At 64.7% G+C, this 25,545-nt stretch carries 20 protein-coding genes; 17 read left to right on the forward strand and 3 right to left on the reverse strand.

The annotated features are described in order from the left end of the window. The first annotated feature begins 224 nt into the window (after window positions 1–224). The 11 genes from M4J39_RS08700 (at window position 225) to M4J39_RS08750 (ending at window position 13,192) form a co-directional block, all read left to right on the forward strand. Window positions 225–1,640: a glutamine synthetase family protein gene (locus tag M4J39_RS08700; protein ID WP_251727412.1), complete on the forward strand. Its 1,416-nt coding sequence runs from the start codon at window positions 225–227 to the stop codon at window positions 1,638–1,640. 57 nt (window positions 1,641–1,697) lie between these two features. Next, the gene (locus M4J39_RS08705) at window positions 1,698–1,937 is read left to right on the forward strand and encodes a type II toxin-antitoxin system VapB family antitoxin (RefSeq protein ID WP_251727413.1); all 240 of its coding nucleotides are present in this window, start codon (window positions 1,698–1,700) and stop codon (window positions 1,935–1,937) included. After that, a complete protein-coding gene (locus tag M4J39_RS08710; RefSeq protein ID WP_251727414.1) occupies window positions 1,938–2,354 on the forward strand; it encodes a type II toxin-antitoxin system VapC family toxin in 417 nt (138 codons plus the stop codon). 26 nt (window positions 2,355–2,380) lie between these two features. Beyond that, window positions 2,381–3,766 (forward strand): aspartate aminotransferase family protein, encoded by a 1,386-nt coding sequence (locus M4J39_RS08715; protein ID WP_251727415.1) that lies wholly within the window; start codon window positions 2,381–2,383, stop codon window positions 3,764–3,766. 186 nt (window positions 3,767–3,952) lie between these two features. After that, on the forward strand, window positions 3,953–5,269 hold the full coding sequence (locus M4J39_RS08720; protein WP_251727416.1) for an FAD-binding oxidoreductase: 1,317 nt from the start codon (window positions 3,953–3,955) through the stop codon (window positions 5,267–5,269). Window positions 5,270–5,452: 183 nt separating this feature from the next. Further along, on the forward strand, window positions 5,453–5,743 hold the full coding sequence (locus M4J39_RS08725) for a DUF2849 domain-containing protein (protein WP_251727417.1): 291 nt from the start codon (window positions 5,453–5,455) through the stop codon (window positions 5,741–5,743). Between the two features lie 14 nt (window positions 5,744–5,757). Then, window positions 5,758–7,413, forward strand: coding sequence for a nitrite/sulfite reductase (locus M4J39_RS08730; protein WP_251727418.1), 1,656 nt, complete (start codon window positions 5,758–5,760; stop codon window positions 7,411–7,413). Continuing rightward, entirely contained in the window at window positions 7,403–8,155 is a 753-nt protein-coding gene (locus tag M4J39_RS08735; protein WP_251727419.1) for a phosphoadenylyl-sulfate reductase, read from the forward strand. Before M4J39_RS08730 ends, M4J39_RS08735 begins: the two co-directional genes overlap by 11 nt. A 3-nt stretch (window positions 8,156–8,158) precedes the next feature. After that, window positions 8,159–8,704, forward strand: coding sequence for a DUF934 domain-containing protein (locus tag M4J39_RS08740; RefSeq protein ID WP_251727420.1), 546 nt, complete (start codon window positions 8,159–8,161; stop codon window positions 8,702–8,704). Window positions 8,705–8,843: 139 nt separating this feature from the next. Then, on the forward strand, window positions 8,844–10,046 hold the full coding sequence (locus tag M4J39_RS08745; protein ID WP_251727421.1) for an efflux RND transporter periplasmic adaptor subunit: 1,203 nt from the start codon (window positions 8,844–8,846) through the stop codon (window positions 10,044–10,046). Then, window positions 10,043–13,192: an efflux RND transporter permease subunit gene (locus tag M4J39_RS08750; protein ID WP_251727422.1), complete on the forward strand. Its 3,150-nt coding sequence runs from the start codon at window positions 10,043–10,045 to the stop codon at window positions 13,190–13,192. The genes M4J39_RS08745 and M4J39_RS08750 overlap by 4 nt, the downstream gene beginning before the upstream one ends. 7 nt (window positions 13,193–13,199) lie before the next feature. Here M4J39_RS08750 and M4J39_RS08755 read toward each other — a convergent pair whose 3' ends face one another. Then, window positions 13,200–14,489, reverse strand: a complete 1,290-nt coding sequence (locus M4J39_RS08755; RefSeq protein WP_251727423.1) for an ROK family transcriptional regulator — start codon at window positions 14,487–14,489, stop codon at window positions 13,200–13,202. 370 nt (window positions 14,490–14,859) lie between these two features. Here M4J39_RS08755 and M4J39_RS08760 point away from each other — a divergent pair, with 370 nt between their 5' ends. Next, window positions 14,860–15,879, forward strand: coding sequence for a substrate-binding domain-containing protein (locus M4J39_RS08760; RefSeq protein WP_251727424.1), 1,020 nt, complete (start codon window positions 14,860–14,862; stop codon window positions 15,877–15,879). A gap of 15 nt (window positions 15,880–15,894) precedes the next feature. Here M4J39_RS08760 and M4J39_RS08765 read toward each other — a convergent pair whose 3' ends face one another. Beyond that, the gene (locus M4J39_RS08765; RefSeq protein WP_251727425.1) at window positions 15,895–16,503 is read right to left on the reverse strand and encodes an NUDIX domain-containing protein; all 609 of its coding nucleotides are present in this window, start codon (window positions 16,501–16,503) and stop codon (window positions 15,895–15,897) included. Between the two features lie 229 nt (window positions 16,504–16,732). On the opposite strand from M4J39_RS08765, the gene glmU reads away from it, so the two are divergent. The 4 genes from glmU (at window position 16,733) to mmsB (ending at window position 23,507) form a co-directional block, all read left to right on the forward strand. Further along, window positions 16,733–18,100, forward strand: a complete 1,368-nt coding sequence (gene glmU / locus M4J39_RS08770; RefSeq protein ID WP_251727426.1) for a bifunctional UDP-N-acetylglucosamine diphosphorylase/glucosamine-1-phosphate N-acetyltransferase GlmU — start codon at window positions 16,733–16,735, stop codon at window positions 18,098–18,100. A gap of 1,426 nt (window positions 18,101–19,526) precedes the next feature. Next, the gene (chvE, locus tag M4J39_RS08775; protein WP_371875422.1) at window positions 19,527–20,588 is read left to right on the forward strand and encodes a multiple monosaccharide ABC transporter substrate-binding protein; all 1,062 of its coding nucleotides are present in this window, start codon (window positions 19,527–19,529) and stop codon (window positions 20,586–20,588) included. A 193-nt stretch (window positions 20,589–20,781) separates the two neighbouring features. Beyond that, a complete protein-coding gene (gene mmsA / locus M4J39_RS08780) occupies window positions 20,782–22,296 on the forward strand; it encodes a multiple monosaccharide ABC transporter ATP-binding protein (RefSeq protein WP_251727596.1) in 1,515 nt (504 codons plus the stop codon). Then, window positions 22,296–23,507: a multiple monosaccharide ABC transporter permease gene (mmsB, locus tag M4J39_RS08785; RefSeq protein ID WP_251727427.1), complete on the forward strand. Its 1,212-nt coding sequence runs from the start codon at window positions 22,296–22,298 to the stop codon at window positions 23,505–23,507. Before mmsA ends, mmsB begins: the two co-directional genes overlap by 1 nt. A gap of 151 nt (window positions 23,508–23,658) precedes the next feature. Here mmsB and M4J39_RS08790 read toward each other — a convergent pair whose 3' ends face one another. Further along, the gene (locus M4J39_RS08790; RefSeq protein WP_251727428.1) at window positions 23,659–24,621 is read right to left on the reverse strand and encodes an aldose epimerase family protein; all 963 of its coding nucleotides are present in this window, start codon (window positions 24,619–24,621) and stop codon (window positions 23,659–23,661) included. Window positions 24,622–24,825: 204 nt separating this feature from the next. Here M4J39_RS08790 and M4J39_RS08795 point away from each other — a divergent pair, with 204 nt between their 5' ends. Beyond that, on the forward strand, window positions 24,826–25,542 hold the full coding sequence (locus tag M4J39_RS08795; protein WP_251727429.1) for a FadR/GntR family transcriptional regulator: 717 nt from the start codon (window positions 24,826–24,828) through the stop codon (window positions 25,540–25,542). Window positions 25,543–25,545: the final 3 nt, after the last annotated feature.

Consider the following 25,545-nt stretch of genomic DNA (forward strand, 5'->3'; position numbering starts at 1 on the left):
TGCACAGCGACGGGGGCACGACAACTGGTTGCTGCCTATTTTCTGGCGCGTGGCATTTTGTCACCACGTCCGGCTCGGCTCGCGTCGAAATTGCGATTGCGCGAGCCGGAAAATGTCATCACAAATAAGCGGTCTGCATTTTCCGAAACACAAAGGCGTGCGTTCGGACGGGCGGGATGGACGAGGCTCCCGCCTTCGCGCGCCAGCAACGAAAGAAAGCAATCATGAGTTTGACTTCGACCGAACCCAAGGACGCGCCGAGGGTCGGCGAACGCAATCCGGAGCGTGGCGTCGAGACGCTCGCCGAGGCCAAGGTCTGGCTCAAGGAGCGAGGCATCGAAGATATCGAGTGTATCACGCCGGATCTCGCAGGCGTCGCTCGCGGCAAGCTGATGCCGGCCGACAAGTTCTTCTCCTCCACCGTCATGTCGATGCCGTCGTCGGTCTTCACGACGACCGTGACCGGCGAGTATCCCGAGGAAGACGACACCTTCCAGCACGACCCGTCCGACGGCGACGTGTTCCTGAAGCCCGACTTCTCGACGCTGACCGCCGTGCCATGGGCATCGGAGCCGACCGCGCAGATCATCCACGACGCCTTTCATCGCGACGGGCGCCCGTTCGATCTCGGTCCGCGCCAGATCCTGAGAAGAATCATCGGCCTTTACGAGCGCGACGGCCTCAGGGCAGTGGTCGCACCGGAAATCGAGTTCTATCTCGTCAAGCAGAACCTCGACCCGGACTACCCGCTGGAGCCGCCGATCGGCCGTTCCGGTCGCGCCGAGGCGAGCCGCCAATCCTATTCGATCCAGCACGTCAACGAGTTCGACGACCTGTTCGACGACATCTATGAGTTCTCCGAAAAGCAGGGCCTGGAGATCGATACTCTGATCCACGAGGAAGGCGCCGCGCAGATGGAGATCAACCTGCGCCATGGCGAACCGCTCGCCCTCGGCGACCAGGTGTTCAGCTTCAAACGGACGATCCGCGAGGCGGCGCTCCGACACAACATGTACGCCACCTTCATGGCCAAGCCGATGAGCCGCGAGCCGGGATCGGCCATGCACATCCATCAGTCGGTCGTCGACGCGGAGACCGGCCGCAACATCTTCTCCGATGACGAGGGCAACCCCACCGCCGCCTTCTTCTCTTTCATCGCCGGCCTGCAGCGGTATTTGCCGGCGGTGATGTGCATCCTGGCCCCCTACGTCAACTCCTTCCGGAGATTGACGCGCGGCACCGCGGCGCCGATCAACGTTCATTGGGGCTACGACAACCGAACCGTCGGCATCCGCGTTCCCAACTCCGGCCCGGGGTCGCGCCGCGTCGAGAACCGGGTACCCTCCTCCGACGCCAATCCCTATCTCGCCATCGCCGCCTCGCTCGCCTGCGGCCATCTCGGCATGCAGCAACGCCTCGCCCCCGAGGAGCCGATCGCCGGGTCGGCTCGCGAACTGCCCTTCGGCCTGCCGCGCGGGCTGCTGGAGGCGCTGGCATTGTTCGAGGACAACAGCGATCTGCCGGAGGTCTTCGGCCCTCGCTTCATGGCGACCTACCGGGCGATCAAGCAGCAGGAATACGAGACGTTCATGAACGTCATCTCCAGCTGGGAGCGCCAGCACCTACTGCTGGCGGTGTGACCGTTGCCGACGTGTGTAGACAGGACTATATCTCTGTCTACACACGAGGAGGGAGCGATGGGATTGAACATTCGCAGCGAGGAGGTCAACCGCCTCGCCACCGAACTCGCCGAGAAGCGCAAGGTAACCAAGACCGAAGCGGTGCGGCTGGCACTCGTCAACGAGCTGGAACGCAAGGGAGAAGAGAAGTCTCTCTGGGAAAGGCTCGCTCCGATCCGGGCGTCGATCGCAGCGGCACCCGAGACAGGGTTGCCTGCCGACAAGGCTTTTTTCGACGAAATCAACGGTGACTATTAAATGTTCGTCGACGCATCGGCGATGATTGCCATGATGGCTGGGGAGCCCGACGGCGAAGCGCTGGCCGAGCAGCTTCAGTCGGTTTCTCCGGCTGAGCGGATCACATCGGTTATTGCCGTGTGGGAAGCTGTCGCCGGTCTCCACCGCCTCAGCAAACTGCCACTTTCCACCGTAGAGCTCAAAATCCGAGACTTTCTAGCGACCGCATCGGTCGAGGTGATCCCGCTGACGCTCGATCACCTCTCGCTCGCCCTCGATGCCTTCGACCGCTACGGCCGTCACCGCCTACCCGAGAGCGAACGAAACAAGGCGCTCAATCTTGGTGACTGTTTTCACTATGCGGCCGCCCGACGTGCAGGAACCGGCATCCTGCACAAGGATGTCGGTCTTGCCCTTACCGATCTCCCGTCCGCTTAGGCGGCTGCCTTTATTCAGAGGCTTCCATGCTCACTCATAACAAATATCCCACCGAACATTACCGCGCCCTCGACGCGGCGCATCACCTTCACCCCTTCTCGGACACCCGCTCGCTGAATGCCGGCGGCGTGCGTGTCATCGTCAAGGGTGAAGGCATCTGGTTGACCGACAGTGAGGGAAACCGCATCCTCGACGGCATGTCCGGTCTGTGGTGCGTCAACATCGGTCACGGCCGGCCAGAGATCGCCGAAGCCGTCCAGAAGCAGATGGGCGAGATCTCCTACTACAACACCTTCTTCAAGACGACGCATCCGCCGGCCGTCGAGCTCGCCGCGCTGATCGCCGAGGTGACGCCCGAAGGGTTCAACCGCGTGTTCTTCTGCGGCTCGGGGTCGGAAGCCAACGACACCGTGCTCAGGATGGTGCGCACCTATTGGGCGACGCTCGGCAAACCGAGCAAGCAGGTGATCGTCGCCCGGCGCAACGCCTATCACGGCTCGACGGTGGCCGGCGCCTCGCTCGGCGGCATGACGCCGATGCACGCGCAGGGCGGGCTGCCCATTCCCGGCGTCCACCACATCGGCCAACCCTACTGGTTCGACCATGGCGGCGACCTGACGCCGGCCGAGTTCGGCCTCAAGGCGGCGCGTGAACTCGAAGCGGCAATCGACGAGATCGGCGAGGACAAGATGGCCGCCTTCATCGCCGAGCCGATCCAGGGCGCCGGCGGCGTCATCATTCCGCCCGATACCTACTGGCCGGAGGTCGCCCGCATCTGCCGCGAACGCGACATTTTGTTCGTCTCCGACGAGGTGATCTGCGGCTTCGGCAGGTTGGGTAGCTGGTTCGGCGCCGAGCATTTCGGCATGAAGCCCGACCTGATGCCGGTCGCCAAGGGCCTGTCGTCCGGCTACCTGCCGATTGGCGGCGTGCTGGTCTCCGACAAGGTGGCCGGCGTGATCGAGGACACCGGCGAGTTCAACCACGGCTTCACCTATTCAGCCCACCCCGTTTGCGCGGCGGCGGCCATCGCCAACCTGAAGATCCTGCGCGAGGAGAAGCTGGTCGAACGCGTCCGCGACGACATCGGCCCCTATCTTCGCGAGCGCTGGCTGAAGCTCGGCGACCACCCTCTGGTCGGCGAAGCGCGGATGACCGGTCTCATGGGCGCCCTGGAACTCGTGCCCTCCAAACCGTCGCGCAAGCGCTTTGCCGGCGACGGCGCCATCGGTCTCCGCTGTCGCGAGCATTCCTTCCGAAACGGCTTGGTCATGCGGCACGTCCACGACACTATGGTGATCGCGCCACCCTTCGTCCTCAGCCACGAGGAAGCCGACGAGTTGATCCGTCTTGCCACGCTGACGCTCGACATGACGCATGCCGACCTGAAGCGGGACGGCCTGATGGGCTGAAACTGCACATGGCTTGGGCGGCAAACGCCGCCCCTGCCCAACTTTCGGATTCCGTATCGACGTGCGTTTCGGCTAGGGTGCGGCCGACATAACGCGGACGACGCTGATGCGACCGGGAGGACGGCCCCGTGGCGCAGTTTTGGCCGGCCTTCCATCCATGACGAAAGCGCAAAGCTTCCGGCAGACATGACCTTTGAGACGATCCGCATGCTTTCCGCGCCAACCTTCATGCCCGCCGAGGGGCGAGCCCCGCACGTCGCCTCGTGGTATGCCGCCACCGCCGGGGACATTCCGACCTATCCGTCCCTGAAAGGTCACTGCCGGGCCGACATCGCCATCATCGGCGGTGGCTACACGGGCCTTTCGGCGGCTCTCTCGCTGGCGAAGGCCGGCTACAAGGTCGTCCTGTTCGAAGCCAACAAGATCGGCTGGGGCGCTTCGGGTCGCAACGGCGGCCAGATCCACACGGGCCAGCGGCAGGATCCCGACTGGCTGGCGGCACGGATCGGCGAGGAAGCGACGCGCGATCTGCTGCGACTCGCCGACGAAGCGCGCGCCCATCTCGACCGGCTGATCGCCGAGCACGCCATCGATTGCGATTTCCGGCCTGGCCTCATCCACACCGTTCACAAGCCGCGCTGGGTCGAGGCGGAGAAGCGCCACGTCGATCATCTCCGAAAGAAATGGGGCGTTGAACGAGAATTTCTCGATCGCGAGGAGACGGCGCGGCGGATCGGCACGGACATCTACCACGCCGGCAGCTTCGATCCGCAGGGCGGCAAGCTGCATCCTCTGAAGTTCGCTCTCGGCCTCGCCAAGGCGGCGGTCGCCGCCGGTGCCACGCTTTTCGAGGATAGCCGCGTCAAGAAAATCCTGCATGGCACCAAGCCAATCGTCGTCACTGCCGACGGCGAAGCAATGGTCGACACGGTGATCGTGGCCGGCAACGGCTATCTCGGTGGCCTCGACGCCGAAACCGACGCCAGCGTACTGCCGATCAACAACTTCGTCGTTGCCACCGAGCCGCTTGATGACGTGCTGATCCCCGGAGAAGAGGCGGTGAGCGACAGTCGGTTCGTCGTTTACTACTGGCACCAGACGCCCGATCGTCGCCTGGTGTTCGGCGGCGGCGAGACCTACAGTCATGCCTTCCCCGAAGACATCGCCGCCTTCGTCCGCCCCCATCTCGCCCGCGTCTATCCGAAGCTTGCCAATGTGCCGATCAGCCACGCCTGGGGCGGCACGCTCGGCATCACCTTCAACCGCATGCCGTTCATCCGGCGACCAAAGCCCAACGTGTTCATCGCCGCCGGTTACTCCGGTCAGGGCGTCATGCTGGCGCCCTTCGTCGGCCATGTCATCGCCGAGGCGGTGGGTGGCAGCATGGGCCGGTTCGATGCGTTCGCCAAGGTGCCGGTTATGCCCTTCCCCGGCGGCACGCTTCTTCGCTGGCCGACCCTCGTCGCCGCCATGACCTGGTTCAAGCTGCTCGACAGCATCTGACCGGATCCGGCCCGCTTGCCCGAGTGAAATGCGCTGCTTTTTCGTGGCCTTTCAACAAAGCGCCGGCGGCGGGATGTTTTTTCCGCTGCCGCCGCGCTTTTTGAAATGATGACGCAGGCCCTCGGCCGGCCGATCGACTATGTGTCAGTCAGGACTGCTAGCCTCGCGGACACCGGAACGCCAATGCCCGAGATTCTGACCGCCAACCGACTTTACGACGGCGACGTCGTCTATCGCACCGCCATGGGCGATTGGGTCGCCGACGTGGACGCTGCCGAGCTGATCGACGACGCCGAGCGGCTTGCGGAAGCGGAAGCCGCGGCGCAGGCCGACGTCAAGGCTTCCAAAGTCGTCGACGTCGCCAAGATTCCCGTCCTGGTGGCGGATGGCCGTGTCGTGCCGAAGCGCCTTCGCGAGCGCATTCGCGCTTTCGGCCCCACGGTCAAGTCCGACCACCGGCCCGGTGCCGTCTGAGGGAGGAAGTCGCCATGTATCGGTACGACGAGTTCGACGCCACCTTCGTTCGTCAACGTGTCTCTCAGTTCGCCGACCAGGTGGACCGTCGTCTCAAGGGCGAGATCACCGAGGACGAGTTCAAGCCGCTGCGGCTGATGAACGGCGTCTACCTCCAGCTCCACGCCTACATGCTGCGCATCGCCGTACCCTATGGGACGCTCTCGTCCAGGCAGATGCGCCGCCTCGCCCACATCGCCCGCACCTATGACAAGGGCTACGGCCACTTCACCACCCGGCAAAACATCCAGTTCAACTGGCCGGCGCTCAAGGACGTGCCGGCCATTCTGTCCGAGTTGGCCGAAGTGGAGATGCACGCCATCCAGACCTCGGGCAACTGCATCCGCAACGTGACCGCCGACCATTTCGCCGGCGCCGCGTTCGACGAGGCCGACGATCCCCGCCCTTACGCTGAAATCCTGCGCCAGTGGTCGTCGCTGCATCCGGAGTTCTCGTTCCTGCCGCGCAAGTTCAAGATCGCCGTGACCGGCGCCGCTCACGACCGCGCGGCCATTCGCCTGCACGACATCGGCCTGGAAGTGAAACGCGACGCCAACGGCGGCATAGGCTTTGCCGTCTACGTGGGTGGCGGCCAGGGCCGCACGCCGATGCTGGCGCGCGAGATCAACCCCTTCGTGCCGGAGGCCGACCTTCTCGCCTATGTCGACGCGATCCTGCGTGTCTACAACCTGTTCGGCCGGCGCGACAACAAGTTCAAGGCGCGCATCAAGATTCTCGTCCACGAGACCGGCATCGACGAGATCCGGCAGATGGTGGAGGAAGAGTTCCAGCAAATCCGTGGCGGCGTTCTCGGCCTGCCGGCGGAGGAGGTCGAGCGTATCCGCGCCTATTTCGCGCCGCCCGCCTTCGAGGAGCGGCCCGCCATTTCGGCCAGACTGAACGCGGCCCGCACCGCCAATCCGGCGCTCGACCGCTTCGCACGGCAGAACCTCCATCGCCACAAGGCGCCCGGCTACACCTCGCTCACCATCTCCCTGAAGCCGATCGGCGGCATTCCCGGCGACGCATCGGCCGACCAGATGGACGCCGTTGCCGACATTGCCGAGAAGTGGGCCTTCTCGGAAATCCGCGTCAGTCACGAGCAGAATCTCATCCTGCCGCATGTGGCGCTCGACGACGTGCCGGAGGTCTACGACGCACTCGCTGCGACGGGCCTGGGAACGGCCAATGCCGGCGCCATCACCGACATCATCGCCTGCCCCGGCCTCGATTATTGCGCGCTCGCCAACGCCCGCTCCATTCCAATCGCCTCGGAACTGTCCGAGCGCTTCGGCGCGCCGGAACGACAGGACGAGATCGGGCCGCTGTCGATCAAGATTTCCGGCTGCATCAACGCCTGCGGCCATCACCACGTCGGCCACATCGGCATCCTCGGCGTCGACCGCAAGGGCGAGGAATTCTACCAGATCAGCCTCGGCGGCAACCCCGACGAGAGCGCGTCGATCGGCGAGATCATCGGCCCGGGCTTTTCCGCCGAGGGCATCGTCGACGCCGTCGAAACCGTCGTCGATGCTTATCTCAAGCTGCGCACTTCGCCGGAGGAAACCTTCCTCGCGGCCTATCGACGGCTCGGTGAAGCGCCGTTCAAGGAGGCCCTCTATGGTGCTTGACGTGCTCGGCCTGGCCGTCGATCCGGACCAGGGTTTCGCCTCGGAAGCGCGCCTGCTCTCCGCCCGCCATGAAGGCGAGGACGCGGAGGCGATCGTCGCTGCCGCGCTCGATCTTTATGCCGGCAGGATCGCCCTGGTGTCGAGCTTCGGCGCCGACAGCGCCGTGCTGCTCGCCATGGTCGCCGATATCGACCGTTCCCTGCCCGTCGTCTTTCTCGACACGGGCAAGCTCTTCCCGGCGACCATCGCCTATCGCGACAGACTGGTGGAGGCGCTCGGCCTCACCGGGCTCGTCATCCGCCAGCCCGATGCCACCGATCTCGCCGCCGCCGACCCGACCGGCGCGCTGTGGATGGCCGACACCGACGCCTGCTGCGACATCCGCAAGGTAAAACCTCTTGAGGCCGCCCTTGCGCCTTATGACGCCTGGATTTCCGGCCGCAAGCGCTATCAGGCCGAAACGCGGGCGAACCTGCCGCTGTTCGAAGCCGCCAACGGCCGGATCAAGGTCAATCCGCTGCTCGGCTGGGATCGGGCGCGCATCGAAGCCTACCGCGAGGCGCGCCGCCTGCCGCCGCATCCGCTGGTCGCCGAGGGCTATCCGTCGATCGGCTGCCTGCCCTGCACCGACAAGGTGCGGCCGGGCGAAGACGAGCGGGCCGGCCGCTGGCGCGGCAAGTCCAAGACCGAATGCGGCATTCATCTCGGCCAGCCATCGGGCGCCGTCATTCCGGGGATTTGAGTCATGGTCGCCACCGCCATCGTGCCGCAGGGCGCCGCCACCAGCAGTTCGACGCCGGACGTCTTTCGCGCCGGCCATTTCGAGCCCAACGACTTTGCCATCGCAGCGGAAGACACGGGCGGAGATGCGCTGATCCTGCCGCTAGCGATCCTCCGGGCGACGCTCGATGGGAACAGCGCCGGCAATCGCCGGCTAGGACTGCTCTTCTCGCCGGCCGATCGCTTCGAGGAGGTTGCGCCGCTTCTCGGGCGGATCGCCGTCGTTGCCGTGGACTTTCCCAAGTTTGCCGACGGTCGCGGCTTCAGCCATGCTGCCCGTCTGGTCCGAGCTGGCTTCACCGGAGAGATACGGGCGGTCGGCGACGTGTTGATCGACGAGATCCCCCTCATGCGCCGCGTCGGCATCTCGGCGTTCGAAGTCAGGAACCCGACCGCCCGCCGCTATCTTTCCAAGGGGCGAGACCCTTCGCCCAGTCTTCACTACCAGCCGGGCGCCCTTCCCGAGCCCCCAGCCGGCACACGCCCCTGGCTTCGCCGCCGCGAGAGCTGATACCGCCGTTTTTCCTCGCATATCGACGCGGTAGAGCCCATCTGGCCCAGCGTGTTACACTTGCGTACACTTTCGCCGCTTTCGTATCTCAAGTTCTCCGGATTATCCCTTGGGCTACATAGCCGAAACGGAGCCGGACATGGCCTTCTGGAAACAATTGGTACTTGCCCTGCTTCTGGGACTGGCGGGGATCATCGGCTGGGGCGCCCTCGACCCGTCTGCGCGCGCCCGATTGATGGCGGCCGGCGTTCCGGAGGCGCTTCTGCCGGGATGGGTCTTTCTCGCCTCATCCGATGGAGCGGACGCCAAGGTGCGGAAGTCCGAGGGGCCACAACGCAATGGAGCCGGAAGCGCTGGCGCCGGTCGGGCTATCTTGGTCGTCACCGCTCCCGTCCTCATGATCGAGACTGCCGACCGCGTCGGCGCCATCGGCACGGCTGAGGCGGCGCGCACGGTCGCCATATTCCCTCGGGTCACCGGCATGGTGACGGAGGTATCCTTCACGTCCGGAGAGCGGGTCGAGGCCGGCGACACACTGGTTCGTCTCGACGACGACAGCGAAAGGATCGCCCTGGAGCAAGCAAAGGTCGCCCTGGACGATGCCGAGGCCAAGGCGGCTCGCAACGAGAAACTTGCTGAAACGCGGGCCATTTCCGCCGCCGAGCGCGATACCGCCCGTTTCGAGCTCTCCAAGGCCCGACTGGCCCTGCAGGAGGCCGAGCTCAATCTTAGCCGTCGTACCATCGCCGCACCGTTTTCCGGCATCGTCGGCCTGACCTCGGTGGAGGTGGGCGACATGGTGTCGACCTCGACCGAGATCGCGACGCTGGATGACCGATCGGAAATCAAGGTCGAGTTCCGCATCCCCGAGGCCTTCGCCGCCCGTGTCGCCCGTGGGCAGCCGATCGAGGTTGCGACGCCGTCGCAACCGGGCGTCAGCTTCTCCGGCAAGGTCACCGCCGTCGGTAGCCGGATCGAAGCCGACAGCCGCACGCTGGTGACCCAGGCCACGGTGGACAATCCCGACGACGTCCTTCGCCCCGGCATGTCCTTCGCCGTGACGCTCCACTTCCCCGGCATCCAGAAGACAGCCGTGCCGGCGCCATCCGTGCAATGGGACCGGGATGGTTCCTATGTCTGGACCATCGCCGATGGCAAGGCGAAGCGAACTGGCGTCGCCATCATCGAACGAAACGCCGACACGGTGCTGGTCAACGGCGACCTCAAGCCCGGCGACCCGGTGGTGATCGAAGGCATTCAGTCGATGCGGACCGGTTCGCCCGTCCGGATCGCTGACGAACCCGAGCAACTCGCCGGCAAGGCCCAGGAGGCCATGCCATGAGCCGAAGCCACGCCCTCACCGCGCTGTTCGTCCGCCGGCCCGTGCTGGCGCTGGTGGTCAACGCGCTGGTGATCGTCGCCGGCCTCGCCGCCTATCGTGACGTGGAAGTGCGCGAGTTGCCCGACGTCGACCGGCCCGTCGTCACCGTGACCGTCGGCTATGCCGGCGCGGCGCCGGAGACAATCGACACCGACGTCACTGCCCGCATCGAATCCGCCGTATCGCGAGTTGCCGGCGTGACGTCGATATCGGGGCGGTCGAGTTTCGGCCGGTCGCGCGTTACCATCGAGTTCTCGGAGAACACAGACCTCAACGTCGCCGCCAACGACACTCGCGATGTGGTGAGCCGTATCCGCAACCAGTTGCCAGAAGACGTCGACGAGCCGCAGATCGTCAAGGCCGATGCCGACGGCGACGCCATCATCCGCCTCGCCGTCACCTCCGACAGCGTGTCGCTCGAGGAGCTGACCAGCCTCGTCAACGACCGTATCGCCGACGCGCTCGCCGCCGTCGACGGCGTCGCCGACGTGCAGGTGTTCGGAGACCAGGAGCCGGTGTTCCGCGTCGACATCGACCAGACGGCGATGGCAGCGCGCGGCCTCACCGTCGCCGATCTCACCCAGACGCTTTCCACCGTATCGATGGACAGCCCCGCCGGCGCGCTCGCCAACCGCGACCTCAGCCTCGTGGTCCGCGCCGACGCGCGCGTCACCGATGCCGCCGGCATGTCCCGCCTGCTGATCGACGGCACCACGCGCCTCGGCGACGTTGCCACCGTGTCGCTCGCCCCCGACACCGGCACATCGCAGCTCAAGATCAACGGCCGAGCCGGCATCGGCATGGGCATCGTTCGCGCCGCTCGATCCAACTCGATCCAGATCTCCAACGATGTCGCCCGCGTGGTCGCGAACCTCAAGACGACGCTGCCCGATGGGGTCGAGCTCACCGTTACCTCCGACGAGGCACGCTTCATCAACGGCGCCCTGCACGAGGTGATCCTGGCCCTCGGGCTCGGCGTCGCGATCGTCATCGCCGTCATCTATCTTTTTCTTGCCAGCTGGCGGGCGACGCTGATTCCAGCCGTCACCATTCCGGTGTCGCTCATCGGAACGCTGGCGGCGATGTGGCTGACCGGATTCTCAATCAACATCGTCACGCTCCTGGCCCTGGTGCTCGCCACGGGCCTCGTAGTCGACGATGCCATCGTCGTGCTGGAGAACATCGTCCGCCGCCGGCACATGGGCATGAAGCCACGCGCCGCGGCGGTGCTTGGCACCGAGGAGGTCTTCTTCGCCGTCCTTGCCACCACGGCCACCCTCGCTGCCGTGTTCGTGCCGATTTCCTTCCTGCCGGGCACCGCCGGCAGCCTGTTCCGCGAGTTCGGATTCGTGCTGGCGATCGCGGTCACCATCTCAGGCTTTACGGCGCTAACCTTCGCACCGATGCTCGCCGCCACGGTCCTGCCGGCGGAAGACAAGCAGAAGCGCGCCGTCATGCCGCGCCTGCTCGGCTCGATCGGCCGACCGCTCGCTGCCCTCTACGGCCGACTGCTCCACGCCGCCCTGGCCGCCCCTCTCGTGGTGGCCGCTCTGTCGGTCGCTTTCGCCGCCGTCGCCTGGGGCGTCTTCCAGAGTCTGCCGAGCGAACTGACGCCGCGTGAGGATCGTGGTTCGGTGATGCTGCGGGTAACCGCGCCTCCCGGCATCTCCATCGACAACATGGGACGGCAGATGGACAAGGTGGCCGCCGTCGTCCAACCCTATCTCGACAGCGGCGAGGCGACCGCGAGCTTCGCCATCGCCGGGCGTGGCGACACCAACTCCGGTTTCATGATGGTAACGCTCGCCCCCTGGGAAGAGCGGACGCGCAGTCAGGAAGTGATCGCCGCCGAGATCAACGGAAAACTCGCCGCCATTCCGTCCATCCAGGCGCGAGCCTTCAGTTCCAACTCGCTCGGCATACGCGGCGGGGGGCAAGGTTTGCGCCTTTCCCTGGTCGGTCCCGACTTCGACGGACTTGCCAAGGTCGGCGATGCCTTCATCAAGGCACTGGAGACGCGGCCGGAAGTGCGGAGCGCCACCCTCGACTATCAGCCGACGCAGCCGCAGTTGTCCATTCGCATCGATCGCGATCGGGCGCAGGATCTCGGCATTCCCGTTGCCGGGCTGGCCCAGGCGCTGCAAGCGGTTCTCGATGGCCGCGAGGTGGCCGACGTTTCGGTTGGCGACAGGATCATTCCGGTCAAGCTGGTGTCGTCCGCCACGCCGATCGACGACCCGACCGATCTCGGCAATGTCTTCCTGCGAACCGGCGATGGACGGATGGTGCCGATGAGCGCCATTGCAACTCTGGTCGAAGGATCGACGGCACCCGGCCTGTCGCGCGACGGCCAGCAGAGGGCGGTGCCCATCTCCATCGATCCGGCCCCCGGCGTGGCGCTGCGGCAGGCGATGGAGGTGGCCGACGAGGTCGCCGGGTCGGTCCTGCCGGCCGGCTACGACATCAAGCAGACCGGCGAGGCGGCGGCGCTGGCCCAGACGTCGGCGGGTCTTGCCACCACGTTCGGCTTCGCGCTGGTCGTCGTGCTGCTGGTCCTCGCCGCGCAGTTCGAGAGTTTCGTCGCGGCGTTGATCATCATCGCCACCGTGCCCTTCGGCCTTGCCGCCGCGGTATTCGCCATCCGCTTCACCGGCGGAACGCTCAACATCTACAGCCAGATCGGCCTCGTCATGGTGGTCGGCATCATGGCCAAGAACGGCATCCTCATCGTCGAGTTCGCCAACCAGCTGCGCGACGAAGGGCGCAGTGTGCGAGAAGCGATCGAAATGGCGGCGCGGATCCGCCTGAGACCGGTGGTGATGACGATGATCGCCACCATCGTCGGCGCGGTACCGCTGGTTCTGGCCTTCGGGGCCGGCGCCGAGGCGCGCGTCGCGCTCGGTTGGGTGCTGGTGGGCGGTCTCGGCTTTGCGACCGTTTTCACGCTGTTCCTGACGCCGGTCGCCTATCTGGTGCTGGCCGGCTTCGCCAAGCCGCGCGGGCATGTCGAACGCCTGCTGTCCGGTGAGCTCACCGCCGCCGAAGCGCTTGGTCTCACCGAGGGCGAACCGACTGCGCCGACCAAGCCGAAGCTCGCGGCGGAATAGATCAGGGTTATCCGACTCGGAACCGCCGGGCCTCGGCAGGATTGGCGAAGACCTCACGGTCGAGACGCGTCAGCATGTAGGAGATGAGACCGGTCATGATCATGTCGGTCTGCCACGGCAGCGTCTCGATCACCGTCGACCGCCGCAGATCCTCCACCAGCGCCGCCTCGATCGCCGCCTTCAGCCCGCTCTCGAACAGCGGATAGGCGCGAACCGAACCGCCGGTCAGCACGATGCGGCTCGGATTGATCAGCGCCATCAGTCGGGCGAGCCCGTAGCCCAGCGTTTCGCCCGCCCGATGGTAGATCGCCCGCATGGCCTCATCGCCGGCATAGGCGGCTGCCTCGTGGGCAATCAGCTCCCCCTGCGTGGGACGGACACTGAGCGACGGGGCGTCCTCCGGCAGACCGAGTGCCTGGCGATGAATGGCGTAGTCGGCAATGTATGCCTCAAGGCAGCCACGCCGGCCGCACTGGCAAAGGGCGCCATTGGGGATGTGATTCATGTGGCCGAACTCGGCCGCCGAGCCGGCGGCGCCATGATGCAGTCGGTCGCCGACGAACAGACCGGCGCCGACGCCCTGATCGACGAAGATCACCGCGAACGTGCCGCTGTAGATATCGGGATTGGCCTCGTGCAAGGCCTGCGCGATCATGTTGGCGTCGTTGGAGAGAATGCAGTTGCGGCCGGTCAACGCCCGGAGCGGTTCCACGAGGCGCATGTCGCGGACGCTGAAGGCCGGCGACCACATCACCGAGCCCGTGTTGGTGTCGACGAAGCCCTGCGCGCCGATGGCGATCTCGGCCACCTGGCGGAAATCGACGCCGTTGTCGGCGACGATGCGGCCGAGCAGGTCGGCCAGCTTGACGGGAAAGCTTTCGCGCGTCTCCTCATAGGTGGGCACGATGGCGTCCTGGCGATCTATGATGTGTCCGTCGAAGTCGGCCAGTTGCAGCACGACGCTGTCGCGCGAAATCTTGGCCGCCAGCACGTAGCCCGCCGTCGGATCGAGGCGCAACATGACGCGGGGCCGGCCGCGCCGTACCGGTTCGGCCTGAACCTCGCCACTCTCCACCTCGTCGTCACTGGCCTCGACCAAACCCTCGGCAATCAGATCGGCGGTAATGGCGGTAATGGTGGCCGGCGAAAGGTTGGTTTCTGCCCCGAGATCGACACGGGCGATCGGTTCGCGTCGGCGCAACGCCGACAATACCAGGGACCGGTTCTGTCGCCGGACATGATCGCTGTCGGCTTTGCCGACGGAAACGCGCCGCGAGCCATCTCCACGCACGGTCATAATAACGCTCGTCCTCCGCCACCGGCTGGATCATCCCTGTGCCGGCGCCCCATTTCTTGTTTCTACCTAGGCCTTCCCCGACCTGATCGTTCGGGCCAAGATACCCTTGGGCCGAAGCCGTTCTGGATTCCTCCGCCCCTGCCGCGCATCCCAAAGGCAAAACGGCCTCGGGGACCGTCCCGCTTCCCCCAAAGCAGTCGGCCCAGATCGGCACCGGATATTGACATTGCCCTTGGCCCCGGTCCACGCTTTTTTTGGGCTTCAAAGATAATCCTTGGATCGAGCGGGCCGAGCGGCCAGCTTCACAACGGCAGCCATGGAGCGTACTGTCCGCTCGCTTGTGGAACGACATTGGGGGGACGTCGTCAGCATGTGGAAGGTGCTTCCGGTCATCGCCCTCGGGCTGTTCTGCCACGCAGCGGCGGCCGGACCGGTGATCGGCGTGAGCTGGCCGGGCGACACCGCCCATCAATGGAAGCTGGACTCCGAAGCGCTCCGCGATGCGGTATCCGCCGGGTCCGGAGCGGTGATCGAAACCGATGCGCGCCTGTCGGCCGCCAAGCAGATTCTCGACGTCGCAAGTCTGATCGACGCCAAGGTCGACGTGCTGATCGTCGCCGCGGTCGACTCGCGTGCGCTGGAGCCATCGATCCGGGCAGCCATCGCTGCCGGCATGCCGGTGATCGGCTACGACCAGCCGATCGGTCTCGACGGCGTGCTCTCAATCGGCTTCAATCAGTCCGATGTCGGAAGGCTCCAGTCGCTGGCGCTCTACGCGGCGCGACCACGTGGCGACTGGGTGCTGCTGAAAGGCGACTTCGACGATCCGCAGACCGCGCGTCTCTATGCCGGCCAGATCGGCGTTCTCAAGGATTCGATCAGTGCCGGGCTGATCCGCATTGCCGGGGAGGCCTACACGCCGGGGGGGCTGTCGCTGAATGCCCGCCGGGCCTTCGGCAACATCCTCGACGCCACCCGCAACGCCGTTGACGCCGTGCTGACGCCGGACGATGCCAGTGCCGGAGAGGCCATTTCAGTGCTGGAAGAGCGGGGGCTCGTCGACAAGGTTGCCGTCGTCGGCCAGGGCGGAGATCCGGAGACGCTCAATCGCATCGCGCGGGGGCAGCAGACCGCCACCATCTGGGAAGACCATGAGGCGCTGGCCCGAAAGGCGGCCGAAACGGCGCTGCAACTGGCCGATGGCCGCTCGCCGCGGGAGCTCGGGGTGGCAAGACGGCTCGACGACGGACAGGGGACGACCTACGAGCTGCATCTGCAACCCTTCACCATCACCGTCGACGCGCTTGGCCTTGCGCTGTCGGCCGGCTGGATCGACGCCGAGCGCCTTTGCCATCAGGTGCCGGCCGACCGAATCGTCGATTGCCCCTGAGAGGGTCGTGAAAACTCAGGCGAAAAGTTCCGGCCGGCGCCGTCGCAGTGTCTCGACCAAGAGACGCGTCTTGAGATCGAGCACCTCGCCATTGTCGGCGAGATCGGCCAGCACAGGCAGTGGCAGCTCGACAACCTCGATCTCCTCGCTCTCCTCGGCAAGGCCGCCGCCCTTGCCACGCTGCGCCGACGAGTCGATCTCACCGAGATAGAGCCAAACCCGCTCGGTCAGCGAGCCCGGAGAGGCGTAAGGACGGCCCAGGTATTCCAGCTTGCCGACGACGCATCCCGCCTCCTCCCAGGCTTCGCGGCGCACCGCCGTCTCGCCGTCCTCACCGTCGTCGACAATGCCGGCGATCGCCTCGAGCGTCACGCCGCTGCCGTCGGTCAAGAGCGCGGCGGCGCGTACCTGCCGGACCAGGATCGCTGTCCGTTGAACCGAATCGTAAACGAGGACCGCGGCGCCATCTCCATGGTCGTGCACCTCACGCCGCACAAGCCGAGGTTCGCCATGCACCGTGGTTTCGAGGACCGCCACTTCCAGCGTCAACCAGCCATCATAGACGGTTCGACGCTCCTTGACGGACACGGGAGGCAAGCGGTTCTCGGTCAATCGGTCCGCCATGCTGGTGTCTCCCTGTCGTCGACGATCCGGCTCTTGATAACTGCCTGCCACGCCCGCCGCCAGCACCCGAGACTGGCGGGCTGCGCCGAAGCGCCGCGACAGTTCGACGCTGTCGCACGCGGGCAACAGTGACCTCCCGGGCACCGCTTCGTCAGAGCGGCATGGTCTGGCGCTTGACCGACACCCCCCGCCTCGGCCAAATGCTGCAACTGTCGTTTGGGAGCCCACCATGATCGATCCGTCCTGCCTTGCCGTCATCCTTGCGGCCGGAGAAGGCACGCGCATGAAGTCCGACCTGCCCAAAGTGCTGCACGCGGTCGGTGGCCGACCACTCATCGACGCCGTACTGGAAAGCGCCCGGGCCGGCGGGGCGAGCCGTTTCGCCGTGGTGATCGGAGCCGGTGCCGACAAGGTGCGCGCCCATCTCGGCAAGACGGCTCAGAATGCTGAAGTCTTCGAGCAGAGGGAGCGCCTCGGCACGGCCCACGCGACGCTGGCTGCCCGCGAGGCCCTCGTCGACCATGAAGGCCCGGTGCTCGTACTGTTCGGCGATACGCCCCTCGTCCGCCCGGCCACCATTTCCGCCCTGACCGACCGACTCGCCGTCGGGGCCGATATCGCCCTCCTCGGTTTTCAAACCGAGTCCCCGACCGGATATGGCCGGCTGATCATCAAGGACGGGCGGCTCGTCGCCATCGTGGAGGAAAAGGACGCCGACGCGGCGACGAAGGCCATCCGGTTCTGCAACTCCGGTATCATGGCCTTCAGACAAGGCCTGTTGCCCGAGCTGCTCGAAGCGATCGGCAACGCCAACGCCAAGGGCGAGTACTACCTGACCGACGCCATAGCTGTGGCTGCGGCGCGCGGCCTCAGGGCCGAGGCGGTCATTGGCGAAGACGAGAGCGAGTTCGTCGGCATCAACGACCGTGCGCAACTCGCGGCGGCCGAGGCAATCTTCCAACGGCGGATGCGCGCCGAGGCCATGGTCGGCGGCGTGACGCTCGTGGCGCCGGAGACGGTCTTCTTCTCCTTCGACACCAAGCTCGGCCGCGACGTCGTGGTGGAACCCAACGTGGTGTTCGCCCCCGGCGTGGACGTGACGTCGGGCGCGACAATCCGCGCCTTCAGCCATCTTGAAGGCGCCAAAGTGGCCGGCGGAGCCATCGTTGGTCCCTACGCGCGGCTGCGCCCCGGCGCCGATCTTGCGGAAAACGTCCACGTCGGCAACTTCGTCGAGATCAAGAACGCCCGCGTCGACCGGGGTGCCAAGGTCAACCATCTCACCTATATTGGAGATGCCTTGATCGGCGCCCGGACCAATGTCGGCGCCGGTACCATCACCTGCAACTATGACGGCTTCTTCAAGCACAAGACGATTATCGGAGCCGACGTCTTCGTCGGGTCCAACACCGTCATGGTGGCGCCGGTCACGGTGGGCGACAATGCGCTGACGGCAGCCGGTTCAGTGATTACGGCCGACGTACCCGGTGATGCCATGGCCTTCGGGCGCGCACGCCAGGAGGTGAAGGAGGGCATGGGGGCGGCGAAGAAAGCCATGCTTGCCGCCAAGAAGGCTTCTGCCAAGCCAGCCGGTTGAGCGGCGTACCCCTTGCGATGCCCGATGGTGACCATTCTTCGCCATCGGGCGCTGCCCGATGCGAGGGACTCATTCCCTTTTGTCCCAATTTCGATGTCGGAACGAGCGGCCGCATACACGTTACGCGCGCCGCTCTTCTGATTGGGAAGACAATTTTCAGTAGACCAATCCGACAAAATACCACCTCCCCACCGAGGTGAACGGAAGGCCGTGAGACCTCCCAACCGCGATCAACCGGCTCAGATCTCGGCCTCGCCACCCCTTCTCCGACCATCCGCCAACGTTTTCGACACGCCAGCCTGACCGAAACGTTCATCAAAACATGGACGATCCTGTCTAACCCGGTCTCGTAAACGCAACTCACCGAGCCAACCTTCCGTGAGAAAATGACGAGCGCGCTACGACGTTTGAAAGCGGCTTGCTAACAGTTCGACATCCTTAGGTTTTGCCGAATCGACACATTTCCTCTAATGATTGCTTTTTTGTACTTTACCTATAAAAATTTTGTTCGATAATCGAATTTATAATTGAAAGTTCTTTGAAAACCGCTCAGAAATCTCCGAAAGTCGAATTTTCTCTTTTAAATACGGCATCTTGGGTGAGCACCGTATTCCCCATCCGCTAAAATGCAAGGGATTGCACGGATAAAAGCAGGGCTTGCGGAGCCAGGACCGCTTGGCTAAACTATTACATAAAGTCGATCCGGCGCCTGGGAAGAGGACCGGAGATCTCGGCTGATTTGGGGGAAAAATCAGGCATGACAGGAAGTTGCGAGCGCAATGCCTGCGACGGTGCACGGCTTAAGCCCGGTGCTGTCGGATCATTAGCGGCGCACCCTTCCAAAAGACGGCAACTACACGGGTCGCAGCAAGGCATTTCGTCCACGGACAAAGATGTCATGAACAGAGGTACAACGGTGAGGAAGACGGGAGGATTTTCCTCTTCGCTCCCAGCCGAGGGGTCCAATGCCATCGTCCGGGTCGAGATCGCCCGCCTTCCGGCATGCGGCGTCGCGTTAGTCGATGGTCGGTGCCGGCGAGGTCTGGACAGCGGCGCGGTTTCGGTGAAACTGCCGCTGGGAGCGCGGAAGCGCGCCGCCCGCAGGGCAGATTTGGCTGTGCATTTCCGGACCTGTTCCGGATTACACGAATCGTCGCCCCAGCGGGGCGGCGTCGCGGGGATGGTCAACTGACCGTCCTGCGCACAAGGAGGTCCCTCCCCTCATCCGGCGCCCGCCGGTGCGGAGGGAGGCGCGGATCCGGTGGCAACCCGTCACCGGGCCCCAAAAGGGAATAAGGCGGGAACATCCCGCTTTATGAGGACGTCAGGGGCGACAAGCGCCTGACGAAACTGGTCACCAACTCACACGGAGTTCCCGAAGAGGCATGGCAGATCGCCGACTCTCGCGGGATTGAAGGGGGAGAGAATGAAGCTTACCAAGATTCTGGCTGCCACGCTCGTGATCGGCGTTTCCGCCATGGCCACCGCGTCCTATGCCGCCGAGAAGGGCAAGGTCGGCATCGCCATGCCGACGCAGTCCTCGTCGCGCTGGATTTCCGACGGCCATAGCATGGTCGAGCAGTTCCAGGCTGCCGGCTTCGAGACCGACCTTCAGTACGCTGAAGACGACATCCCGAACCAGCTGAACCAGATCGAGAACATGGTGACCAAGGGCGTCAACGTCCTCGTTGTCGCCTCGATCGACGGCACGACCCTGACGGACATTCTGGCCAAGGCCCACGAGGCCGGCGTCAAGGTGTTCGCCTACGATCGCCTGATCCGCAACTCGCCGAACGTCGACTACTACTCGACCTTCGACAACTTCCAGGTCGGCGTTCTCCAGGCCTCGTCGCTCGAGACCCCGCTCGGCCTCAAGGACGGCAAGGGCCCGTTCAACATCGAGCTGTTCGCCGGTTCGCCCGACGACAACAACGCCACCTTCTTCTTCAATGGCGCCATGAGCGTCCTGAAGCCCTACATCGACAGCGGCAAGCTGGTCGTTCAGTCGGGCCAGACGGACTTCGCCCAGGTCGCCACGATGCGTTGGGATGGCGCCACCGCCCAGGCCCGCATGGATAACATCCTGTCGGCCAACTACACCGACAAGCATGTCGACGCTGTGCTGTCGCCCTATGACGGCATCTCGATCGGCATCATCTCGTCGCTGAAGGGCGTCGGCTACGGCACCGAAGGCACGCCGATGCCGTACGTGTCCGGCCAGGACGCCGAGCTGCCGTCCGTCAAGGCGATCATCGCCGGCGAGCAGTATTCGACGATCTTCAAGGACACCCGCGAGCTCGCCAAGCAGACCGTGAAGATGGTCTCGCAGGCCCTCGAGGGCAAGGAAGTGGAAGTCAACGACACCACGACCTACGACAACGGCGTGAAGGTCGTTCCGTCCTTCCTGCTGAAGCCGGTCCTGGTCACCAAGGACAACTACAAGGAGATCGTCATCGACTCCGGCTACTACAAGGAATCGGACCTCTGATCAGGTCTTGACTTCCCGACTATCCGCGCGGGGTTTTCCCCGCGCGGTCTTCGAAATCTGCCCGCTGCGCGGATCGGTGCGCCCCCCTGGGTGCCCTTGCGGCAATACACCAACAACAAGAACGTCCTGCCTGTCGCCCATCGGAGATCGGCGGACAAAGGAGCCTCGCGTGAGCACGAACGTGATCCTCGAGATGCGCAACATCACCAAGACGTTTCCGGGCGTCAAGGCGTTGAGCGACGTCAGCTTTTCGGTAGAGGAAGGCGAAATCCACGCGCTCTGCGGCGAGAACGGCGCCGGCAAGTCGACGCTGATGAAGGTGCTGAGCGGCGTCTATCCCTACGGCACCTACGACGGCGAGATCTACTACAACGGCCAACTCAAGAAGTTCGGCTCGATCAAGGATACCGAGGAAGAAGGTATCATCATCATTCACCAGGAACTCGCGCTGATCCCGATGCTGTCGATCGCCGAGAACATCTTCCTGGGCAACGAGGTCGCCAAGGGTGGCGTCATCAACTGGGCCGAGGCGACGCGCCGCACCACCGAGCTTCTGGCCAAGGTCGGCCTCAGGGAGAATCCCTCGACGCTGATTACCAACATCGGCGTCGGCAAGCAGCAGCTGGTTGAGATCGCCAAGGCGCTGTCCAAGAAGGTGAAGCTGCTCATCCTCGACGAGCCCACCGCCTCGCTCAACGAGAGTGACTCCAACGCGCTGCTCGACCTGCTGCTCGAGTTCAAGAAGCAGGGCCTCACCTCGATCATCATCTCGCACAAGCTCAACGAGATCTCCCGCGTCGCCGACAAGATCACCGTGTTGCGCGACGGCGCCACGGTCGAGACGCTCGACTGCCACGCCGAGAAGATTTCCGAGGCACGCATCATTCAGGGCATGGTCGGCCGCGAGCTCTCCGACCGCTTTCCCAAGCGTACATCGAAGGTCGGCGAGACCATCTTCGAGGTCCGCAACTGGACAGCCTATCATCCGATCCATTCCGATCGGAAGATCTCCAACGGCATCAATCTCAACGTCAAGCGCGGCGAAGTCGTAGGCATCGCCGGCCTGATGGGCGCCGGCCGCACCGAATTCGCCATGAGCGTGTTCGGCCGCTCCTATGGACAGAAGATCTCCGGCGAAGTGCTGATCAACGGCAAGCCCGCCGATGTCTCCACCGTCGAGCGGGCGATTAAGTCGGGCCTTGCCTATGTCACCGAGGACCGCAAGCAGCTCGGTCTGGTGCTGATCAACAACGTGATGCACAACAACACGCTGGCCAACCACAGGGGCATCTCGAAGAACTTTGTCATCGACGAGTATGCCGAGCGCAAGGCGGCCAACGAATACAGGCAGAAGCTGCGCATCCGTACGCCGAGCATCTACCAGGACGTCGTCAACCTCTCCGGCGGCAACCAGCAGAAGGTCGTCCTGGCCAAGTGGCTGTTCGCCAATCCGGACGTGCTCATTCTCGACGAGCCGACGCGCGGCATCGACGTCGGCGCCAAATACGAGATCTACACCATCGTCAACGACCTCGTCGCCGCCGGCAAGGCGGTCATCTTCATCTCCTCGGAAATGCCGGAGCTGCTCGGCACCTGCGACCGCATCTACGTCATGAACGAAGGCGCGATCGTGGCCGAAATGCCCGTTGCCGAGGCCAGCCAGGAAAACATCATGGGCGCCATCATGCGCTCGGGGGAGAAGGTTTGATGAATACGCCCAACGAAGCCACCCAGACGGCCGCTCCGTCGCTTGCCGTCTTCCTCCGGCAGAACATGCGCGAGTACGGCATTCTGATCGCGCTCGTCGTGATCATGGTCTTCTTCCAGATCATCACCGGCGGCGTTCTGTTCCGCCCGGTCAACCTGACCAACCTCGTGCTGCAGAACTCGTTCGTCGTCATCATGGCGTTGGGCATGCTGCTGGTCATCGTCGCCGGCCACATCGACCTCTCCGTCGGCTCGATCGTCGCCATCATCGGCGCCGTGGCCGCGGTCATGATGGTGAACTACAAGATCGACCCATGGACGACATCGCTCGTCTGCCTCATCCTCGGCGGTGTCATCGGCGCGGCGCAGGGCTACTGGATCGCCTATCACCATATCCCGGCGTTCATCGTGACGCTGGCCGGCATGCTGGTGTTCCGCGGCATGACGCTGTGGCTCCTCGGGGGCATGAACATCGGTCCGTTCCCGGCCGAGTTCCAGAAGCTTTCCACCGGCTTCCTGCCCGATCTGGTTTCCCTGCCCGAGCTGCCGCTGCTGGGCGCCTTGCACTCGACCTCGATCATCCTGACCCTCGCCATTCCGGCTCTCCTGGTCTACCTGTCCTGGCGCAGCCGCAAGCTCAACGAGTCGCATGGCATCGAGGTCGAGCCCTTCGCCTTCTTCGTAACGCAGAACGCCGTGCTCGTCGCCGTCATGGTGTTCCTCGGCTACCAGCTCTCGACCTACAAGGGCTTCCCGAACATCCTGGTGATCATGGGCGTGCTGATCGCCTTCTACACCTTCGTGACGACGCGCACGACCATCGGTCGTCGCATCTACGCGCTCGGCGGCAACGAGAAGGCGACAAGACTCTCGGGCATCAACACCGATCGCCTCAGCTTCTATACCTTCATCAACATGGGCGTTCTCGCCGGTTTCGCCGGCCTGATCGTCGCCGCCCGCCTGAATTCCTCGACCCCGAAGGCCGGTAACGGTTTCGAGCTCGACGTCATCGCGGCCTGCTTCATCGGCGGCGCCTCGACGACCGGCGGCGTCGGCAAGATCACCGGCGCGGTGGTCGGCGCCTTCATCATGGGCGTGCTCAACAACGGCATGTCGATCATGGGTCTCGGCATCGACTTCCAGCAGATGGTCAAGGGCCTGGTGCTGCTCGCCGCCGTGGTGTTCGACCTCTACAACAAGCAGAAGAGCTGAGGCTCCCCCTCCTTCCAACCTCACAACCGGGGCCGAAAGGCCCCGGTTTCTTTTTGTGCGCGCATGAAAAAGGCCGCGTCATACCGGCGCGGCCCGTTTCGTCCTGAGGCGCCCCGGCTGGTGTCGCGGGGCACCTCCATTTCCCGTCGGCTCAGAAGCCGGAGAAGCGCCACTCGATGCGATGGCGATAGGTTTCGCCCGGACGCAGCACGGAGCTCGGATAGCTCGGCTCGTTCGGCGCGTTGGGGAAGGTCTGCGGCTCAAGCGCGAAGCCGGCATTCTTGAGTTGCTCAGAGAAGGGCGCTTTGATTGCCGGCGTGAAGTGTTCGCCGGTGTAGAGCTGGATAGCCGGCTCGGTCGTCCAGACCTCGAGCGTGCGGCCGGTGACCGGCTCGATCGCACGCGCGCCGAGATGCAACTCGCCACGGCCGGCATCAAGCACGAAGTTCTGGTCATAAGGACCGGCAATCGGGCGCTTCTCGCGGAAATCGAAGCGCGTCCCGACCACATCGGCCAACGGCCCCAAGGGAATGAGATCGGCGTCGACCGGCGTGTAGCGGCTCGCCGGGATCTGCATCAAATGGCCGAGGATGTCACCCTTGCCGAGCAGGTTCCAGTAGACGTGATTGGTGAGATTGACCACCGTCGGCTTGGTCGTGGTGGCTGTCATCTCCAGGTAAAGCGTCTGTCCCTTGAGGCCGTAGGCCGCCTTGACGGCCAGCGCGCCCGGAAAACCCATGTCTCCATCGGGCGAATCCAGCCGGAACACCACTTCACCGCTGGCTCTCTCAACCTCCCAGTTCAGGTGACCGAAGCCGTTGGCGCCACCGTGCAACTGCTTGGAACCCTCGTTGGCCGGCAAGCGATAAGTGGTGCCGTCGAGCGTGAAGCTCGCGCCGGCGATGCGGTTGGCAAAACGACCGCAGATGGTGCCGGCCCAGCCGTCGCCATCGGGGGCGTTGAGACGACCGGGCGAACCGATCACCGTCTGGACCGGCCCGCCCGAGCTCGTCGGAACGTAAAACGCCACGAGCTGCGCGCCGGCCGGACTGAAAACGGCCTTGAGGCCGTTGTCGCCGTCAAGCGTGATGAAGTCTTCAACCGGATGTGTCATGTCTGTCTCCCCGCGCTCTTTTGGAGCGGTCCTCAGATATCCGTCAATGTCGCTCAAGTTCGCGAAAAACAAAAGGTTTTTTCGACCTTGGCCTTTCGGCTTGCTCCCAAGTCCCTAAGGTTGTGGCATAGTCGCACCAGCTTCCCGCTCTCGGCCGTAGCGGCGTGATTCGGGGAGCGCGCCGGGCGGTTTGTGGGGAGATTCATGACACGACGGACGGTTCAAAAGCGCTCGCGGCAGGATGAGATCGTGCGCGAACTGGCCCACGAGATTGTCAGCGGTCGCCGGCCGGAAGGCAGCCTGTTGCCGTCCGACGCCGAGTTGATGGCGCGCTTCGGCGTGTCGCGGACGGTTTTGCGGGAATCGCTGAAAACCATGGCCGCCAAAGGCCTGATCCAGCCCAAGACGCGGGTTGGCACGCGCGTCGTCGAGCGGACGAATTGGAACCTGTTCGACCCTGACATGCTGCGCTGGCACCTCGACTGCGGCATCGGCCTCGAACTGCTCGCCCATCTTTCCGAGGTTCGACTGGCCCTCGAGCCGGTGGCCGCCTCGCTCGCGGCCCAAAGGCGGAGCGAAACGGACGTCGCCGTGCTCAACGCCATCGTCGACCGCATGGAAGCGCCCGATGCCTCGCCAGAGTTTTTCGCGGCCGCCGACCTCGATTTTCACCTCACCATCGCCCGCATCAGCGGCAATCCGTTTTTCCGCACGGCCTCGGCCCTGATCGAAGTGGCGCTTGCCGCGACCTTCGCCATCACCACGCCGGTGAACGACCCGGCAGCGAAGGTCGCCTCCTGCGCGGCGCACCGGCGTGTCGTGACGGCGATCGGCGACGGCGACAACGAGGCCGCGGCGACGGCCATCGTCGAGACGATCCGCTCCGGCGCGGCTCGCGTGGCGGCAGCCGCCAAGCGCTGACGG

The sequence above is a fragment of the Pleomorphomonas sp. NRK KF1 genome (assembly GCF_023721755.1).
In the GTDB taxonomy this organism is placed as follows: domain Bacteria; phylum Pseudomonadota; class Alphaproteobacteria; order Rhizobiales; family Pleomorphomonadaceae; genus Pleomorphomonas.